This is a genomic window from Pseudarthrobacter sp. NPDC058196, assembly GCF_042882685.1.
Lineage (GTDB): Bacteria > Actinomycetota > Actinomycetes > Actinomycetales > Micrococcaceae > Arthrobacter.
In genome coordinates, this window is sequence record NZ_JBHVVN010000001.1 from 452,373 (window position 1) to 470,357 (window position 17,985).

Here is a 17,985-nt window from a genome sequence, read left to right on the forward strand (position 1 = left end):
GGGCACAGCAAAGGGCCCGGACTGCGCTGAAGGTCAGCGTCGTCCGGGCCCCGGGCCAGCTCTCACGCCTTCGGCGGGATGAGCAGCGAGGCTCCGGCGTAGATGAAATTCGGGTCCTGGATCCGGTTCTCCTCGACCAGGACACCGATCGGCACTCCGCTCTCCTGCGAGATCGCGGTGAGGGTGTCACCCCGCTGGATCACGTACACGACCGGTTGGGGCGTGGGTTCGGGGACCTGCGCCGGCTTGTCCTCGTCGCCCCTGCCCGACGTCGAAGTGCCCTGCCCCCGGCTGTCCGTGGAGCCACCGTTGCCGGGCTTGTCCTCGAACGCGTCCGGGACGCCGTTGCGGTTCCGGTCCGGCAGGGTCAGCGTCACGGTGCCTTCCTCGTGCGGCGAAACAGCTGCCGCCTCGCTTGCCGGGCTCCGGTCCGAGGTGAGGAGCTGCGTCGCACCCCAGCCTGCGAACAGCAGAGCTCCGCCGGCCATGATCCCGGCCGCCAGCACCGGTCCGCTGCCGTATCCCAGGGGCCCAAGCCGGTCCCGCCGCTGCAGCGCAGCCCGGGCCGGGGGAGCCGCCTCGGCGACCTTCTCCCCGGGCCTGTGCATCGTATCCGTCATCCCTGCCCCTATCTATCCAGCTCGCCATTTCCAACCATTCGAGTCCTGATGCACATTCTACTCGTAGTCCAGTGCATCTTGATAGAATAGGAGAAGGAATAGACGAGTCAAAGATCAGTCCGACAGGCCACCACCGACCATCAAACCAATCAACAGAAGGAACCCCGCCACCATGCCCAGCTACTCCATCTCCGCCAACCAGCTCACCGAGGGCACCAGCGTCTTCATCCGCGGCAAGCTCGCCTTTGCCCGGCTCACCAGCCTCATCGAGGGTGCCGCCCTCGCCGCCAGCGACCAGCGCAAGGTCCAGAACGGCATGAGCCCCGTGGGCAAGCCGCACACCACGGCGACGATCACCGAGGCCGAAGTACAGTTCGCCGACCCGGCGAACCCCACGGTCGAGGAACAGTTCGTCTCCGAGCGCTGCTACGCCTCGAAGAAGAACCCCGCCTCGGGCGCGAACTACTCGATCGACTCCAAGGGCACCAACCTGCCGATCATTGCGATCCCGTCCGACAAGAATGACGGCACCTACGACCAGGACACCTCCGGACAGGAACTGGCCCAGGGCCTGGACGTGACGCTCGTGCTGCGCGTCTACAAGCCGAAGAACTTCGCCAACCGCGGCCTGTCCCTGGACCAGGTGATCGTGCACGAGGCCCCGCGCTACTACAACGCCGGCGGCGTCGCCACCGGTGAGCTCGCGGCACGCGGCATCGTCTTCAATGCCCCGCCGCGCGCGGTCCAGGCCCAGCCGGGCACGGACTCCGCCGTAGGCAACGGCGAGGATCCGGTCGGCACCGATGTCGAAGACGGCCTGTCCTTCCCGGCCCCGCAGCCCGCCGTCGCGGCTCCGGCTGCGGTCCCTGTCGCGGCAGCGGCACCGGCCCCGGCCCAGGTGCACGCGCAGGTCGCCACCGCACCGGTCGCGGTGCTTCCGGAGGCTCCCGCAGCTCCGGTTCCCGCGGTGCAGCCGCAGCAGGAAACGCCTGAGCAGAAGCTGGCCCGTCTCGAACGCGAGAACGCCGAGCTGAAGAACGCAGGCTCGGCCGTGGGTGCTCCCGCCGGCCAGGGCCCGTGGGGCGGCTCCGGTGACAGCCAGCAGGCCGGGATCACCTACCAGGGCTGATCCGGGGCTGAACCAACCGACCGAATCCCACTGACGAGACCCCCGTGCCGGCATGAACGCCTGTACGGGGGTTTCGTCTTTCAGGGCCGGAGTGCGACCCGGTCCCGTCCCCACCCGCTCCCGACAAGAAGGCATTGATGTGACCGCCGTCGATCCCCGCGCGATCTTTCCCAGCTTCTATGACAACCCCTCGATCCGCGCCCTGGCGACCGCCTGCCGCTGGACCATCTCCGGCCGGCTCGGCGAGCTCGACGACGAGGACTCCGGCCGCAAGGCACCGATCGACGTCCGGCACCTGATCGATGGCTGCAATCCGGGTTGCCGCCACGCAGGCCCGCTGCGCGGGGCGTTCGCCCTGGACGCGACCTGCCTGCTCACCCTCGACCAGCTCGCCGACGCACTGCCGAATGCAGCCAACGCCGCCTTCTACCTGCAGGCCCCCTCCGACGGCCTGGTCGTGATCGACGTCGAGCCAGGCTGCCCGGCGGACGTGGCCGCGGACATCCTGCGCCTGCCCGGGATCCTGTACTCGGAGCTGTCGATGTCGGGCCGGGGTTTCCACCTTGTCGCCCCGCTGCCTGCCAACCTCCACGACTTCCCGGTGGCTGCTGACAAGCGCGTCCTGCGCGAGGAACACGGCTGGTACGAGATCCTCCTGGACCACTGGTGCACGTTCACCCGCAACCCGGTGCCGCAGCGCATCGTCGAGCACGTCGCGGCGAGGCCAGCCTCCGGCAGGTTCTCCTCGGTGGAGGACCTGTACGCGGAACTGGCAGCGAAGGCAAAGCCGAGCATCAGCATCCCCTCCACCGCCGTCGGCACCGATGGCGAGATGCCCGATATTCCGTACGCCGAGGCCATCGTCGAGCAGACACTGGCAGGCTCCCGCGACCGGCTGAAAACGCCAGAGGACTTCGACAACGACCGCTCCCGGTGGGAGTTCTCCGTCCTGGGTGTCCTCTACACCGGCCTGCAGCTGCCGCTGCGCACCTACCGGTCCTTCGGCGCGCAGTTCTCCCCCGGTGACGAGGCGTGGCTGCTCTACAAGACGTCGCTGGCGGTGATCGAGCCCCGGCCCAAACACGCCCAGATGCGCAACGGCAGGCCGTTCCTGCTGGACCGTGCTGCTGCCCTGGTGGCAGCACGGGAAGCTTCCGCCGAAGCGGGGTGAACCTGCGGGGTTGCCCATCGGTTTGGTGGTGGAACAAGTACTGGATCGGGCGGAGCCCGATCGGGGATGGGGAGGCGGTGGGCTTCTGAGCCCGACCGCCCCCGTCACCGGGCCCTGTGGCCCTGCTTCCGACATGTCCCGTACGGCGCTCAGCCCTGCCGTGGGTCCGTCTCCCGTCTCACCTGCTCACAGCTCACCCACGACCAGAAAGACATTCCCATGAAGTTCAACGACACCCTGACAACCCTGATCCAGCAGTCCCTCGAGGTCGGGGCCACACCCGCGCTCATGGGTGAGCCCGGCATCGGCAAGTCCTCCTTCGTCGAGGCCCTTGCCTACTCGATGGGCACCAAAGCCTTCGTCCTGCCCTGCAACCAGCTCGCCGACAAGGCCGACCTCACCGGCGCGCGCCTGGTGCCCTACGAGAAGGCCGACGGGACGCAGTCCTACAAGCAGGTCTTCTACCCGCACCAGGTCATCCAGGAATGCATCGACTACGCGCTGGAAAACCCGCCTGAGTGGCCGATCCTCTTCCTCGACGAGATCAACCGCACGACCTCCGACGTGACCTCGGGCTCGCTCACCCTGGTGACCCTGCGCCGCATGGGCCACATCGTGCTGCCGGACAACGTCCGCATCATTGTGGCCGGCAACGACAAGGGTAACGTCACCACCCTCGACGAGGCCTCGCTCTCGCGCTTCGCGATCTTCCACGTCGAGCCCGATGCGACAACCCTCATGTCCATCCTGGGCGATGCACTGAACCCGTGGGTGAAGAAGGTCCTCACCCAGCACCCCGCACTCGTCTTCCAGAAATCGACGCCGAACGCCATCGTGGCAGACGGCCGCGACGACGAGGATGACGACGGCAACGTCACCATGGCCGAGCTGTTCGACGGCGGCGAGGAGATGAACCAGCTCACCACGCCGCGCACCATTGACCACCTCTCCCGGTGGCTGAACCGCGTCGACCGCCAGGAGCTGGCCAGTCACCTTGCGACCCCGGTTCAGATCGGCGGCCGCGAAACCTCGCTGCTCAACGAAGCAATCGAGGCCTTCACCGGCGACACCATGTTCACCACCCAGCTGGTGGCGGTCATCGCCGAGGACCTGGCCTCGAATTCCGGCGGCCCTGCGAACAACCGCGTCAACGTGCCGAAGCCGAACTGCTACGCGACCCTCAAGAACGCAGGCACGGTCACTGACCTCGCCTCGCAGATCGCAGGCCTGACCCAGAACGAGGTCTCCGGCTCGCTGCTGTACGCGATGAAGGAGAACGAGGACAACTCGCGCCTCATCGAACAGCTGGCCCAGGCGGCCGTCCAGATCGAGCCGGAGCACACCCGCACCCTGTTCGAGCTGGTCACCACCGGGCAGTTCGACCGCCAGAACCTGGAGTCCTTCCTCGAGGTCGACTCGCCGATCGTGGCCGCGGTCAAGCCGTCCCTGTCGGCCTTCCTCTGAGCCGACCCGGCACCGGGTGGCGGGGGGATGCCACCGACTCCGTTCCGGAGCATCCCCCGCCATCCAACGACACCCCGTCGCCTCAGACCGCATTAGGAGACCACGATGACGATCACCGTCACGAACCAGAAGCCGGCGGTGCTCGACGCCCTGCACACGATCTCGTGCACCGGCGATTATGACCCCATGCCGGCCATCCAGAAAGTCCTGGTCGACCCGCTGCTGGAGCCGCTGAACCCCCGGTCCCCGGCGAGTATCGTCGACGGGTCCGGCCACGACATCACCGGCGACGTACTGGACATCGTCATGCGCTGCCTCGGCGAGACGATGGACCCCGCCGCCGAAAAGAACGCCAAGGAGCTGCTGGGACAAACCATGGTCAGCTACGACCAGGCAACCCCGCTGCCGGTGGGCGAGCTGTTCGCCGTCCAGGCCGGACAGCAGAACAAATGGCCTGCCTCGTCGGCCCGGGTGCTCTACACGGCCCAGAACGACGTCATCCCCGCAGCCAAGGGCCTGCTCGCCGGCTCCGCCGACGAAAGCGCCTTCTTCGCCTCCGTCGCCTACGCCTACCACCCGAACACCCTCGGGTTCTGGTTCCAGTCCTCGGCTGCGTTTGACGGCTTCAAGATCTGGCTGAACCAGCAGGTGCAGACGATGGCCGGCGCGAACGCGATGCCCGCGGACACCCTCCGGCTGCTGAACGACTTCGCGAACCTCTCGCTGAAGGGGCTGACCGAGTCGCTGCTGCTGCGCAAGGACGACTCCGACGGCAACGACGAGTTCTCCTTCGCCCGGCTGGTCATCCGCATGCTGATGACCTACGTCGAGCAGCAGCGCAAGGCGGCCGCCACAGGCGCATCCGCCCTCGACACCGGCATCATGCCGTTCACCGTCGGGGAGCTGTTCTGCCCGCGGTCGCTGGTCCTGGTCAACGTCGAGGCCCACGCCCGGGCCACCTCTGCGAAGGTGACGGGGGAGTGGAATCTCATCAACCAGTCCCTGGCCTCGCCCGTGAAGGTCGTCTCCAACGCCGCGCTGTCCAAGCTCACCTCGCTGCCGCGCGCGGCCGCACGTGCGGCGGCCATGGGGGCACGGCAGCTGCCGGGCCAGCCCGGCTCGCGCTCGGCCCAGGTGAAGTTCCGCAAGGCCCCGCCCACGAAGCTGGACCTGTTCAAGGACATCACCCGGGTGCTCAAGCGCATGGGCAAGGTCAACAAGTCCCAGAACGTTTACAGGACGACGAAGACAACCTTCCTCAAGGCCAACCGCCGCAACCCGGACGACTTCAACAAGCCGGGCCGGATCACCTCCGTGCAGTACATGCCCGACCTGCACGTCTTCATCGACACCTCCGGGTCGATCTCCGAGGAGAACTACCAGGAGGCGGTGCTGATGCTCATCCGGATCGCCAAGAAGCTCAACGTCAACCTGTACTTCAACTCCTTCAGCCACATGCTCTCCCAAGAGACGCTGCTGAAGGTCGAGAACAAGTCGACGCGGCAGATCTGGCAGGAGTTCCGGAAGGTGCCCAAGGTCACCGGCGGCACCGAGTTCAAGCAGGTCTGGGACTACATCAACGCCTCCGCGGTGCGCAAGCGCCGGCTGTCGCTGATGATCACCGACTTCGAGTGGTACCCGCCCTCGAGGCGCGAGGAGCACCCGCCGAACCTCTACTACGCCCCGTGCTCGGCCATGGACTGGAAGTACATGGTCCGCTCCGCCGAGGCGTACGCGAACGGCATGCAGCACATCGACCCGAGCATCCGGCAGAAGCTGCTGGGCATGGTCCTCTGACCCTGCCTCCGGCCACGGGGGAGACGCCGACCGGCCTGACCGGCCGGCGTCTCCTCCTCCCTCACACCTACCCGTAACCACGCCAGGCACTCCGGCGCGCCCACCCAGCGCCCCCCGGCGAACCCCCACCGAAGGAGGGACCCCGCGATGGGCCTCAACAACTTCACGTCAGGCTCCGACGACGACACCAACAGCGGCGGCACGCCCCCGAGCTTCCCGCCCATGGGCGGCATGCCCAGCCAGGCCAGCCAGTCCGATGACGCCGTCAAGGAGCTCCTCGTCGACTACAACGAGAAGTTCAAGAACGCCGACCCGACGATGTTCCGCGACGCGCTCATCGAGCAGGTCCTCTCCGTCCTGATCAGCCGGAACAAGCCGAACGTGCTCCTGAAAGGATCCGCCGGCGTCGGCAAGACCCGCATCGTCGAGGACATCGCCCGCCGGATCGCCCTGGGCGACACACTCATTCCCGACCAGCTCAAGGGCTTCACCGTCTACGAACTGCCGATCACCAACCTCGTCGCCGGCTCCGGCATCGTCGGCCAGCTGGAGGAGAAGGTCCAGGCAGTCATCGACTTCACCTCTGACCCAAAGAACAAGGCCATCCTGTTCATGGATGAGATCCACCAGATCACCGGCGGATCGACCTCCCACACGGACTCCGTGCTGCGCAAGGTCTCGCAGGTGCTCAAGCCTGCCCTCGCGCGCGGGGACATGCGCGTCATCGGTGCCACCACCTCCACCGAGTCCCGGGCCTTCGACGACGACCCCGCCTTCGCGCGGCGGTTCACCCCGCTCATCGTCGACGAGCTGACCGTGGAGCAGACCCTCACGGTGCTCGGCAGCGTCCGGCCGGGCCTGGTGGCGCACTACCGCCACCAGATCGCCGTCTCCGACGACGTCCTGGCCGAGACGGTCCGGATCGCCGAGGAGAACTCCCGTGCCGGGCAGCACCGCCCCGACAGCGCCATCACGCTGCTGGACCGGGCGATGGCCGACCGCGTGCTGGAGCAAAAGAAGCTCATCGTCCAGGCCGAGGCTGCCGGGGACACGGCCCTCGTGAACACCCTGCGGTCGATCCCGCAGGTGCCGCTGACCGCCAAGCGGGTCCTGGACGTGGCCAAGCGCCTGATGACCGGCAACGCCCAGCGCCCGGAGTTCGACGTCGCGACCCTTCGGGCGACCCTGCATGGCCGCCTGCGTGGACAGGACGACGTGCTCGAGAAGCTCGTGGACCGCCTGGCCCGCGAGGAGCTGGACCTGTTCCCGACCTCGACGCCGATGACCTGGATGCTTTCCGGTGCCTCGGGTGTGGGCAAGACCGAGACCGCGAAGATCATCGCCGAGCAGATGACCGGCACCGAGCCGATCATCCTGAACATGACGGAGTTCCACACTCCGTCGGACACAGCGAAGATCGTCGGTGCACCTCCGGGCTACGTTGGCTCGGACTCCAACCGGGAGCTGCGGTTCGACACGCTCGAGTCCAATCCCCACAGGGTGATCCTGCTCGACGAGTTCGAGAAGGCGGACAAGGCCGTGCAGCGGCTGTTCCTCTCGGCATTCGACGAGGGCTACATCCGCAACGCCCACGGCAAGGTGCTGGACTTCTCCAAGGCGCTGGTGATCTGCACGACCAACGCAGCAAGGGAAGCCCTGAACCGTAAACAGGTCGGCTTCGGCTCGGCCCCGCCGACGGTCTCCCACCGGTCCCTGACCAAGGAGTTGGCGCAGTTCTTCGACGCGGAGCTGCTCGGACGGTTCTCGCTCGTGGTGGGCTACAACCCTGTCGACGAGCAGGCCTACCGGGAGATCCTCGCTGCTGAGTACGACCGCCAGCGCGAGCGGATCCTGGACGCCAGGCCGCGCCTGGGCCAGGTGCTGCCCGCGTCGATGCCCGACGACGAGCTGCGCGCCGTCGCCGAGGAGACCTACGTCGACTCCCAGGGGGCGCGTCCGGCCGGCAAGGCCGTGCGCATCTGGATCGAAGACCGTCTGCTCACCGCCCAGGCAGCGCCGGCCCCGTCCGCGCCGCCTGCAGCCGCCGTCTCCGACGAGCCGGGGGCGCTGGCCGTCGACTGACCCGGCACCACGCTGCGTTCGAGCGCCCCTGTCCCGGTTTCTCCGGGGTGGGGGCGCTCGTGCGTGCGCGCACTGCGTTCGAACACAGGAAGAAGGACGTCACTGCCATGACCATCACGACCACCACCCCCGCAACAATCCGCACAACACAGCCCGGGGACAGGAGCGAGCAGATCTGCGACGACGCACTGCTGCTGGTCTCCGCCCACTCCGCGGACGCGGCCGACTGCCGCGATCTCGCACTCATGCTCGGCCTTGTCGAGGTGGACCCCTCGGGGTCTGTCACCAAGGCCAATCCCTGGAACGCCGACTGAAGGCGCTTCCCAATCTCGACAGGCCGCCCACGGGGTGAGCCTGCAATGGACGACCGCGCGCCTGGGTAGCGCGCGGTGTCCGGGTCCGCGCGGCTGACGCCGCCGTGCCCCGGATTCAGGGGCCTCACGGCCCCTGACGGGTGGGCTGAGAGGAGCGCGGGAGGGCTCGTCGCCAGAGGCGAGCCCTCCCGCTCTCATGCCCGCGCCCGTTACCCAAGCGCTCGTCTACGAGCATTCGACTAACCATTCGTCTCCCGTGAGAATGGTCTATGCGGCTACCATTCGATAAACCCTCTCGACCTGCCTAGATTCGTTCGAAGAAAGACGACACCATGCCTATCCTGCTTGATGACATCGACCTTTCCGCAGCCGCCGTCGCTGCCCAGAAGACCGTCGACCCGAAGTTCTTCTCCTCTCGTCTGACCGGGTCCGGCAAGAAGACCGGCCTGCTGAACGAGAGCCTGCGGCCGATCAACACCGCGACGAACACCGCCTACGCGGTGGACCGCGACATCGAGGTCAAGCAGAGCTCGACCCACCACGACATCACCACCGCGCTGGTGCCGCTGGCCCCGATCACGCGCCGTTCGCTGCTTTCGGGCGGCTCGTTCACGCTTCCGGTACCGCACGTCGATGACCGCTTTTCGCTGGACATTCCCACGCCGTCCAACTCCTGGGACGTGTACTTCGACATGACCCCCCAGGCCCTGACTGTGTACGAGGACAAGGCCGGGGACAAGATCCGCCGCGACCTGGTGATCCAGTACCGCCTGGAGCTCTACTTCCTCAAGCAGGGTGTGGCCGAGCCCGAGCGCGCCGTCTCGGTGTCCCGCTCCATCGGCTACGGCAACCACGACGCGGCAGTGTTCCTGCAGTGGGACACCAGCCCCGCCGAGAGTGCCCGCGAGTTCATCGAGGACGTTCTCTCCGCCGCCGGGCTGAGCGCCGCCAACCTCGACAAGCTCGCCGACTGGATGGACGAGTACCCGATCTATGAGCGCATCACGCGCCTGGCGCAGATCTGGGACTCCGAAGCCATCTCCGACACGGTCTGCCAGTACGTGCAGGACATGCCGGCCAGCCCCACCGAGGAGCAGCTGAACATGCTCGCGGTGCAGCTGCGGTACCTGGAGAACTACAACGTCCCGCTGGAGGCCTACCGCCGGATCCACCAACAGCTGGACACCACGTTCTCCGCTCCGATCGCTGCGAAGCTGTCCAAGCAGAACCTCAGCCTGCTGATGAACCACACCCTGGACCACCTGGAGCGGATGAAGACCCAGCTCATCACGCCGCCGCAGCCGGCCACGGCCCCGGTGTTCCCGCCCCACCTGTCCAAGCAGCAGCTCGACGCGCTCAGCACGCACGAGCCGCTCGTGATGACGCAGGCCGGCGCGGGTACGGGCAAGTCAACTGTGATCCTGGAGCGCATCAAGTACCTCGAGACCTGCGGGGTGCCTGCCAGCGACATCACCGTCCTGTCGTTCACCAACGCCGCGGCCGACAACATCACGGAGAAGAACCCGGCCGTCGGCTCGATGACGATCGCCAAGATGATCATCGACATCTACTCGATGAACCACCCGACCCACAAGGTTTCGGCCATCGACACGATCATCAACTCGATCGACATCTTCTACCCGAACAGCCAGTTCGCGGCGACGTTCCGCCACCGCCTGCTGGAGGTCGACCAGAACAAGACCGGCGCGTTCACGGCCCTGAACACCTTCGTCGAGAACCACTTCGACGAGGTGATCGAGCTGCTCGACCGCATCGAGCAGACCTCGCTGGAGCTGCAGATCATCATCTGCTACCAGAAGATCGACGACATGTCCGAGCCTGCCCACGTGCAGAGCAAGTACCTGATCATCGACGAGGTCCAGGACAACTCGGTCTTCGAGTTCATCTACGTGCTGAAGTACATCACCAAGCACGCACAGTCGCTGTTCATCGTCGGCGACGCCAGCCAGACGCTGTACGAGTTCCGTTCGGCCAACCCGAGGGCGCTCAACACACTGGAGGGCTCGGGGGTCTTCGCGACCTTCCGGCTCACGACGAACTACCGGAGTAACCAGGAGATCCTGGACTTCGCCAACGTCGTGCTCGGAGGCCTGGAGACCAACCAGTTCGCCAACATCCAGTTGCAGGCGAACTCCCTGGCGGTGCCCACTGCCGACTCCTTCAAGGAGAAGGTCAAACTCGACTACCACGAGGTCGCACGCCTGTCCGGCTTCATCGCCAACGACCTGCAGCCGATCTTGCGCAACACGGTGATCCCGGAGTACGTGCAGGCCTGCCTCGACCGCGGCGAGCAGGTGGCCTTCCTGGCCTACGCCCGCCGTGAGGTGGCGCTGATCCAGGAGGTGCTTGAGAAGGCCTACCCGAACAAGCACGTGGCCTCACTCGTCAGCGACCGGGTCTATGCCACGGACATCTTCTCGAAGTACATCAAGTTCTTCTGGAACGACGTCCTGCAGGTGCAGCCGGCCAATGCCTCGTTCGTGGTCTCCCAGGGGATCAAGGACAACATGGGCAAGCTGACGAAGAACGCCGGGAACGCCAACGTCGAGAAAGCGATCCTGCGCACCATCTCCGAATGGTGGGTCGAGAACAGCGCCACGATCAACGGCTGGGTGGGCCTGTGCAACCAGGGCAGCCTGCCGGCGAACGTGTTCTTCGACCGGCTCCGCGACAACCTCCTGTCCTTCGAGATCACGCGCAACCAGCAGAAGCTGAACGTGAACAAGCAGAAGAACCAGGAGCGCAAGCGGAAGAACCTCGAGTCCAAGGCCGATCTCGTCGTCTCGACGATCCACGGTGCCAAGGGCCTCGAGTTCGACAACGTCGTCGTCCTCTACAAGGAGGACGCCAAGATGACCCAGGACACCAAGCGGATGTTCTACGTCGCGTTCACGCGCGCCATGAAAAGCCAGTACGTGCTCTCCTACGGTACGGCGAAGAACCCGCCGATCCAGAGCAGCTACGAGCAGATCGTCAACGCCCTCACCGAGCGTGACGAGAAGAATGCTCAGCGCGCTGCGGGCATCGACCCGACCCTCCTGGTCGACGACGAGGACGCCGGTACCGCCGGCGACCACCAGCAGGTCGCAGAACCCGTCTGACCGACGGCACCGGCGCGGGCGCTCCACCTCCACGAGAGGTCGGAGCGCCCGCGCCTCCTGCTTCCCATTCCACACACATCCAGCGCAGCTTCGAAGGAGCACGCCATGACCGCCACTGGAATCCAGGCCGGCTCCGAGGAGCTCGTGCCGGGCCCCGACACCGCCTATGACCTGGTCATCTGCCACGAGGACCGGATCGTCTTCCACGACCACTACCCCTCACCCGCGTTCCGGCTGCGCATGTGCGCGCAGTTGCTGACCGCCTCGGACGTTGTCGCTGACGCGATCGGCGCTTCCGCCGCGAACGAAGTGCACGAGCTGTACCTGTCCCACTGCACGCAGTGGGAGAGCGCCCCGGACACCGTGGTCAACGCCATTGCCAAGCTCTGCCGCCGATGGGGCGTGCAGGTCTACGTGAGCACGACCCGCAAAAGGGCAGAAGCCCCCGCCACCCTGTACTCGGTGATCACCGAGTACAGCCCCGGACAGACTGTCGCGGAGCACTTCACCTCCAGAGAGGCTCGCCGGGCCAGTCTCATCGAGCGCGCCGACATGTTCTTCAGTACCCGGGGCAGCATTCCGGAGCGGGTGCTGGCGGACGAGCAGCGCCTCGCCGCGCTGGTGGGCGCGTTCCTCATGCCCGCCAGCGTTCTCCTCACCGAAGCCGTGCTCGACGAGGCCGACGGCCATTACAAGCCCTCCGGCCGGCCGCTTCCGATCCTCTGAGACCAACCCGGGCCGACGGCTCCGGCCACGACCCTGACCAGCCGACCCGGAAGGGACCCGCCATGCCCGCAACTGACACCGCCCGGCCCGAGAACCCGTACGCCCGAACCTACGCCGACTTCCTCGCCCAGACCCGGGAGCACGGCCTCGTCGTCCTGCACGCCGAGGGCCTGTACCGCCACTTCAGGATCCAGGCCCCCGGAACCCGCATGTGGTCCTGGGACGTCACCACTTGGCCCGGCCACCTGGCCACCAGCGGCGACATCGCGGACGGCTACATGTTCACCCGCGAGCCGGACATGATCGGCTTCTTCGCTTCAGCAGGCAAGAGCGAGAGCTACTACTCCGATGGTGCGCCAGGCATCGACTTCCGCTACTGGGCCGAGAAGCTCTGCGGCGGCCGCTCCCGCGAGGCCAAGGAATACAGCCAGGATCTCTTCCTGAAGCTGGTGCGCGAGCACCTTGAGCAGAGCGAAGAGCTCGGCACCGAGGCCCAGACGTTCCACGAGCAGCAGCTGGCACTGCTGAAGCGCCTGCACGGACTGCGCGGCCTCGACGAGGAGGCCCGGACGGCGCTCTTCGAGGCGCACTGGGCAGCCGTGAGCGCTGAAGCCTCCTACCGCCCGCCCTCGACGCTGTACTCGGCCGTGCGCGACCAGGACAACAGGACCGCATCCAGGTCGGCCCTCGCCGACCTGTGGAGCACCGATGGACTCACGGATGAACAGCTCGACGAGCTGATCGCAGAGCACGACTGGCACGAGCTGGCAGACCTCGACGTGCCCCGCCAGTCGCCGGCTGAGCGGTGCGCGGAGATCCTTGACGACGCCCGCTGGCATGCCGACAGCGAGTCGGAGGCCCACACGTGGCTGGCCGAGCACGAGGACACCGTCGGCTCCGACACCTGGGAGTGGGATCTGCGCGACTGGGATATCCACTTCCTGTTCACCTGCTACTGCATCGACCTCGCCGTGCGGCTCTACCGCCAGCAGGCCGACTCGCTGGGCTGAGCACCCGTCGACTCTCTGTTCCCAGGCTGCCTGCGCAGCACACCCACCTGCATCACGACCCAAGGAGAACCCATGAGCGCCGACATGCTCACCGCCGCCATCGCCGTCCCGGCCGACCGCAAGAAGCCGATCGACTTCGAGCGCGGCCGCCGGATGGTCGAGGAAACCGCGGACCCTGAATCATTCCGGTTTGACGACCCCGAGTCACAGCTCGAAGAGCTGATCGAGGACTTCGACCCCGACGTGCACCTGGACGCCGACGGCGAGCCAACTCCGGAGGTCCTCAAGACCGTCGGCCGCAGGATCATCGACGAACTCGAAAAGGCGCTGGGCTCCAGCGAGACAGACACCATCGAGGTCGCGGGCTACCGGCTGAACATCTCCGGCGGACTTTCCTCCGGAGATACCCCCACTGACGCCGCCGCCGCCATCTGGAATGCCTACCACCTGCCGGTGGCAGTCCTGCTCGCCATGGGCTTCATCCCCGACTGCAGCAGGCCGCTGTCCCGCACCAACGGCAACCCGGGGCACGTGACCGACACCGACATCGTCGATGCCATCGCACTCGGCCTGGGCACCAAGCCGGAGTGGTCCGGTGCTGACGAGCTGGAATGGATCGCCAATGCAGTGGGTACTGTCCGGTCGCACCCCGGAGACCGGGACCCTGCCGAATATCACGTGGAGTTCACCGAGCAGCACGGCTTCGATCCGGTCAACGACAGCTTCCTGATCGGATACGTCAGCAAGTACGACGACCAGGAAGGCAGGGACTGAGCCATGGCCCGCGGCGTCTTCATCCTCTGCGCGTGCTGCGCCTTCAAGCTGACCAATGACGACGAGTCCGCCTGTCGGGACTACCACGGCCATGACCACGCAGGGCTGCAGGTTCCGGCCGGCACCGCGGTCACGCAGGGTCCCCATGAATGGGACGGCTCGCTCGAACTGCGCTGCCATGGCCACGAAGGCGGAATGATCCAGCCCCTCGAGGAGTACTGGGTTGCCCGGCCCGGGCCCGTGCCAGCCGAAGCAGGAGTGCGATGAGCAGCCATGCCCCGGTGCCCGATGCCCTCTTCGACGCCGACCTCTGCCAGCCGTTGGGCCGCGAAGACTGGGTCGACCGCTTCGATTGAGTCATCACCGAGGGCCTTGTGGTCCATGTGCCCGCCACCTGGACGTGGACGTGCCCCGAATGCGGAGAATCCGGCGTCATGCCTGATGGCCCCGACCCACTGGCAGCCCCGCAAGGATCACAGCATGCAGCAGGCCCATTCGGAACGATGGTCCCACTCGAGGTCCAGGCCGTGCGCCGGGCCGCTGAGTAGCAGTGCCGCCTGAAAGAAGGGACCAAGGCATGACACAGACTGACACGGTTGGCTCGGCCACTGTCCTGCAGCCGGCCGTGATCGTCGACATCGACGGCACGGTCGCCACGCACGCCCTCCCCGACGGGCGGTTCATTCGGGGGCACCACGAGTACCGACTCGTTCCCTGGGACCTGCCCAACCCTCCGGTCATCGAGACCGTCCGGGCCCTGCATGCAGCAGGGCTGGAGATCGTGTTCTGCTCCGGCAGGCCGGTCCTGGACGACAACGGCTGGGACGTCGGGCGCGCTACCTACGCCTGGCTCATCGAGCACGTAGGGGAGTGGACCCTGCGCTGCCCGCTGTTCATGCGCGGGCAGGGTGACCGACGGCAGGACGACATCGTGAAGACCGAGATCTACGAAACCTTCATCCGCGGGCGGTGGGACGTCCGGCTCGCGCTGGATGACCGGCCCAGAGTGATCCGCGCCTGGCAGGCCCTTGGCGTGCCGGTGTTCGATGTCCAGCCCGGATGGGGCGAGTTCTAACGCGCGGCCCGCGCCCTCGACCCGCAGTGGGAGCAGGGCGCGGGCCTGTTTCTTTCCCGCCGCGCAACACCATTCCACGGCGACTCAATATTCATCGGGAATGGTGGTATACGAATCACTGGCATCTCATTCGACCACGAATAGACTGGAACCATGACTGATAACAAGACCCCCAAAGCCCCGCGCGAGGACTCCCTGCCGAAGTTCTCCGTGAACGTCGCCCCGACCAATAAGATCACCACCGCCGACCTGGGCACCCTGCTCGAGCGCTTCCGCGCCGGGGACGCCGAGCCCCTGATCTTCGGCGACGGCAACGTCCCCGAGGCCGCCGTGATCCCGTTCCCGGACTTCGTCGACCTGCTCCGACGGGTCCATGCCGACGAGAGTGCCTTCCAGACAGAGCTCTCCCGCCGCATCCGCGCCGCCGACGCCTCCGAGGAACCCGGCCTAACCCTCGAAGAGCTCGGCGACGAGCTGGGGGAGCCGGCCCGGTCCATGATCCGCAAGGCGCTCGACGATGACTGAGGGGTTGAGGATCAAAGTCCATCTCAGCCCCGGGGCCCGCCAGGACATTGAGTGGCTCAACCAGCGCGCCCTGAAGAACCCGCACAGCCGGGACGAGGCGCTCCTGGAGGCCACCATCGTCATGCTGCACCGGCTCAACGGCCGCCGCCACCCGACCAAGCCGCTGGATTACGACTCCCGCTTCGCCGACCTTTCCGACTGCGATACGACCTACGTTGGAGCGGATCCATACGAGAAGCCACCGCTGCGCATCGTCTCGCGCGACATCCGGCCCGATCCGCCCGGCGGCGTCACCCGGCGGGAGATCGTCGCCATCGGCGCACGCCGCGACAGTGAGGTCTACCGGACCGCCGGTCAGCGCCTCGGGCGTCCCATCGGAGTCACCCTCGAACAACTGGCCGCCCAGCGCCGCGCGTCTGCAGAGAAGAACCACGCCCCGCAGGCAGGCAGGGGAGTCGACGTACCCGCCCCCGTCGGCGCAGGGCCCGAGTTCGACTGACCATTCGGTCCCGTTTCTGTTCGTCATTCAGCCTTTCTCATAGAATGGAAAGGAATGATGATTCGATGGACGACGGGATGAGGCGATGTACGAATACGACACAGACCACCAGGACCGGGCTGTGGCCGCCGATGAGCCGCGCCGGAGGATGAACCCACGGGTGCAGCTGACGATCCGCCGGAGCCTTGCCCTGGCGATCGCCCTGGGAATGGCCTGCGGCATCTTTCACGTGGTCTTCCGCACCGATGTCCTCGCGCCGGTGTTGGCCTACGCTGAGCCCGTCAAGGACGGGATCGCCTGGGTGATCGAAGACCCGAAACGGGCGTGGATGGCGTTCGCCATTCTCGTCATCCCGCATATAGGGCTCTACTACCTGCTGTTCGAGGACCGGAAATGAGGGGATTGGTCATGTTCAGGAACACCAGGACGATCGTGGGATTGTGCGTTGTCAGCGGAGTCTCGCTGACAACTATCATCGGCTGGGCCACCGGCTTCTTCGCCTGGGTCATGGGCTCCGTCCGCGGCCTGTGGGAGGGGCTCATCGCCTTCCTCAACTCGCCGTTCAGCTGGGAGCATCTCGCCGCCGGCGCGGGGGTGCTGCTCATCCCGATCATCATCATCGTTGTGATCTTCGCGGTCGCCGACAGCTGATGTAATGGACTGCGGCTCAGCCAAAGCCTTCAGGCAGGGTCACTTCAGACGGCGGCAGTTCAGGCCTGACCCGCGTGAGACGGACTGAATGCCGGAATGCCCGGCCCGACCACGCGACGTCGGCCGAGACTTCAACCACCAACGGCTCCACCAGCGTCAGAGAGACCGGGCCGCTCTCTTTGGTGAAGCGATCCAATATCCGTTCGCTGATTTCCTCCGGCCACGGATGCTTCCCCCGCGGCGGGCGAAGATGCCGGGCCAGGTCCTTTCCCGCACGGGCTGCCAGGGAAGCTGACCGGCCGACAATGCGCAGCTGTCCGCCCACCGGTAGACCAACCACCGCGGCCCGCGGCTGCTCCATGGGACCTATGACCGCCGCAAGGACCACGTCAACGGTGCTTCTACTCTTGGCCTTTAGCCAGATGCGCCTGGGCTCATACGTCTGCCCCTCACCCTTGATCACAATTCCCTCAACACCGGTGGCCGTCATCTCGTTGAACCACGTGGCGGCCAGTGCCCGGTCGCGGGTCACCGGAGACAGATGCAGCGGTGGAGCCCACCCTTGCGCCAGTTCCTCCAGCAGAGCCCGGCGGTCCCGGAACTGAAGCCCGCGGGTGTCCTGCCCGGCCACGGCCAGGACGCCGAAGGCGATCAGGGAAGCAGGGCTCTTTCGTATGAGCTCCGGGAGCACGGCCCTGGAGCTCACCAGGCGCATCTGCAGCGCTTCAAAGTCCAGCCGGCCTTCGGACCACACCACCACTTCGCCGTCGATGACGCAGCCCGGCGGGATGTGCTCACGGACGGAAGCCAGGACGTCCGGAAAATACCGGCTCAAATCCTTGCCCTGCCTGCTGTAGAGCCACGCCCCGTCTGAACCGACCAGGCACACTGCCCGAAAGCCGTCGAACTTCATTTCAAAAACGGAGCCGCCGGTCAGTACGTCGCCACGCGGAATCCCCTCCACGGCCTTGGCCAAAGCCAGGTCAAGCGGAGGATGCAGAGCGGCCGGCAAACCTTCGAACATCG

18 protein-coding genes are annotated in these 17,985 nt (G+C 66.4%); 16 read left to right on the top strand and 2 right to left on the bottom strand.

Annotated features, from left to right (window positions below; genetic code table 11):
- Positions 1–62: 62 nt before the first annotated feature.
- On the bottom strand, positions 63–620 hold the full coding sequence (locus ACFVVC_RS02175; RefSeq protein WP_387448541.1) for a LysM peptidoglycan-binding domain-containing protein: 558 nt from the start codon (positions 618–620) through the stop codon (positions 63–65).
- A 172-nt stretch (positions 621–792) separates the two neighbouring features.
- Here ACFVVC_RS02175 and ACFVVC_RS02180 point away from each other — a divergent pair, with 172 nt between their 5' ends.
- From ACFVVC_RS02180 to ACFVVC_RS02255, 16 genes are all read left to right on the top strand, one after another.
- Positions 793–1,749, top strand: a complete 957-nt coding sequence (locus ACFVVC_RS02180; RefSeq protein ID WP_387448544.1) for a hypothetical protein — start codon at positions 793–795, stop codon at positions 1,747–1,749.
- A gap of 139 nt (positions 1,750–1,888) precedes the next feature.
- Positions 1,889–2,920, top strand: coding sequence for a hypothetical protein (locus tag ACFVVC_RS02185; RefSeq protein WP_387448547.1), 1,032 nt, complete (start codon positions 1,889–1,891; stop codon positions 2,918–2,920).
- A 219-nt stretch (positions 2,921–3,139) separates the two neighbouring features.
- Positions 3,140–4,384 carry an AAA family ATPase gene (locus ACFVVC_RS02190; RefSeq protein ID WP_387448549.1) on the top strand — a complete coding sequence of 415 codons (1,245 nt, stop codon included), beginning with the start codon at positions 3,140–3,142 and terminating at the stop codon, positions 4,382–4,384.
- Positions 4,385–4,489: 105 nt separating this feature from the next.
- The gene (locus tag ACFVVC_RS02195) at positions 4,490–6,181 is read left to right on the top strand and encodes a hypothetical protein (protein ID WP_387448552.1); all 1,692 of its coding nucleotides are present in this window, start codon (positions 4,490–4,492) and stop codon (positions 6,179–6,181) included.
- 147 nt (positions 6,182–6,328) lie between these two features.
- The gene (locus ACFVVC_RS02200; protein ID WP_387448555.1) at positions 6,329–8,263 is read left to right on the top strand and encodes an AAA family ATPase; all 1,935 of its coding nucleotides are present in this window, start codon (positions 6,329–6,331) and stop codon (positions 8,261–8,263) included.
- Positions 8,264–8,370: 107 nt separating this feature from the next.
- Positions 8,371–8,577 (top strand): hypothetical protein, encoded by a 207-nt coding sequence (locus ACFVVC_RS02205; RefSeq protein ID WP_387448558.1) that lies wholly within the window; start codon positions 8,371–8,373, stop codon positions 8,575–8,577.
- A gap of 332 nt (positions 8,578–8,909) precedes the next feature.
- Complete coding sequence (locus ACFVVC_RS02210; RefSeq protein ID WP_387448561.1) at positions 8,910–11,699, top strand: AAA family ATPase; 2,790 nt, start codon at positions 8,910–8,912, stop codon at positions 11,697–11,699.
- Positions 11,700–11,804: 105 nt separating this feature from the next.
- Positions 11,805–12,425, top strand: a complete 621-nt coding sequence (locus tag ACFVVC_RS02215) for a hypothetical protein (RefSeq protein WP_387448564.1) — start codon at positions 11,805–11,807, stop codon at positions 12,423–12,425.
- 62 nt (positions 12,426–12,487) lie between these two features.
- Positions 12,488–13,435, top strand: coding sequence for a hypothetical protein (locus ACFVVC_RS02220; protein ID WP_387448567.1), 948 nt, complete (start codon positions 12,488–12,490; stop codon positions 13,433–13,435).
- A gap of 72 nt (positions 13,436–13,507) precedes the next feature.
- Positions 13,508–14,209 carry a hypothetical protein gene (locus ACFVVC_RS02225; protein WP_387448570.1) on the top strand — a complete coding sequence of 234 codons (702 nt, stop codon included), beginning with the start codon at positions 13,508–13,510 and terminating at the stop codon, positions 14,207–14,209.
- 3 nt (positions 14,210–14,212) lie between these two features.
- A complete protein-coding gene (locus ACFVVC_RS02230) occupies positions 14,213–14,476 on the top strand; it encodes a hypothetical protein (RefSeq protein ID WP_387448573.1) in 264 nt (87 codons plus the stop codon).
- 310 nt (positions 14,477–14,786) lie between these two features.
- Positions 14,787–15,284 (top strand): hypothetical protein, encoded by a 498-nt coding sequence (locus ACFVVC_RS02235; protein ID WP_387448577.1) that lies wholly within the window; start codon positions 14,787–14,789, stop codon positions 15,282–15,284.
- A gap of 153 nt (positions 15,285–15,437) precedes the next feature.
- Complete coding sequence (locus ACFVVC_RS02240; protein ID WP_387448580.1) at positions 15,438–15,809, top strand: hypothetical protein; 372 nt, start codon at positions 15,438–15,440, stop codon at positions 15,807–15,809.
- Positions 15,802–16,308 (top strand): hypothetical protein, encoded by a 507-nt coding sequence (locus tag ACFVVC_RS02245; protein ID WP_387448583.1) that lies wholly within the window; start codon positions 15,802–15,804, stop codon positions 16,306–16,308. Before ACFVVC_RS02240 ends, ACFVVC_RS02245 begins: the two co-directional genes overlap by 8 nt.
- An 85-nt stretch (positions 16,309–16,393) precedes the next feature.
- Entirely contained in the window at positions 16,394–16,705 is a 312-nt protein-coding gene (locus ACFVVC_RS02250; protein WP_387448586.1) for a hypothetical protein, read from the top strand.
- Positions 16,706–16,716: 11 nt separating this feature from the next.
- Positions 16,717–16,959, top strand: a complete 243-nt coding sequence (locus ACFVVC_RS02255; RefSeq protein WP_387448588.1) for a hypothetical protein — start codon at positions 16,717–16,719, stop codon at positions 16,957–16,959.
- 16 nt (positions 16,960–16,975) lie between these two features.
- Here the strand turns inward: ACFVVC_RS02255 and ACFVVC_RS02260 are convergent, their stop codons facing one another.
- Complete coding sequence (locus tag ACFVVC_RS02260) at positions 16,976–17,983, bottom strand: ATP-dependent DNA ligase (protein ID WP_387448883.1); 1,008 nt, start codon at positions 17,981–17,983, stop codon at positions 16,976–16,978.
- Between the last annotated feature and the right edge of the window lie 2 nt (positions 17,984–17,985).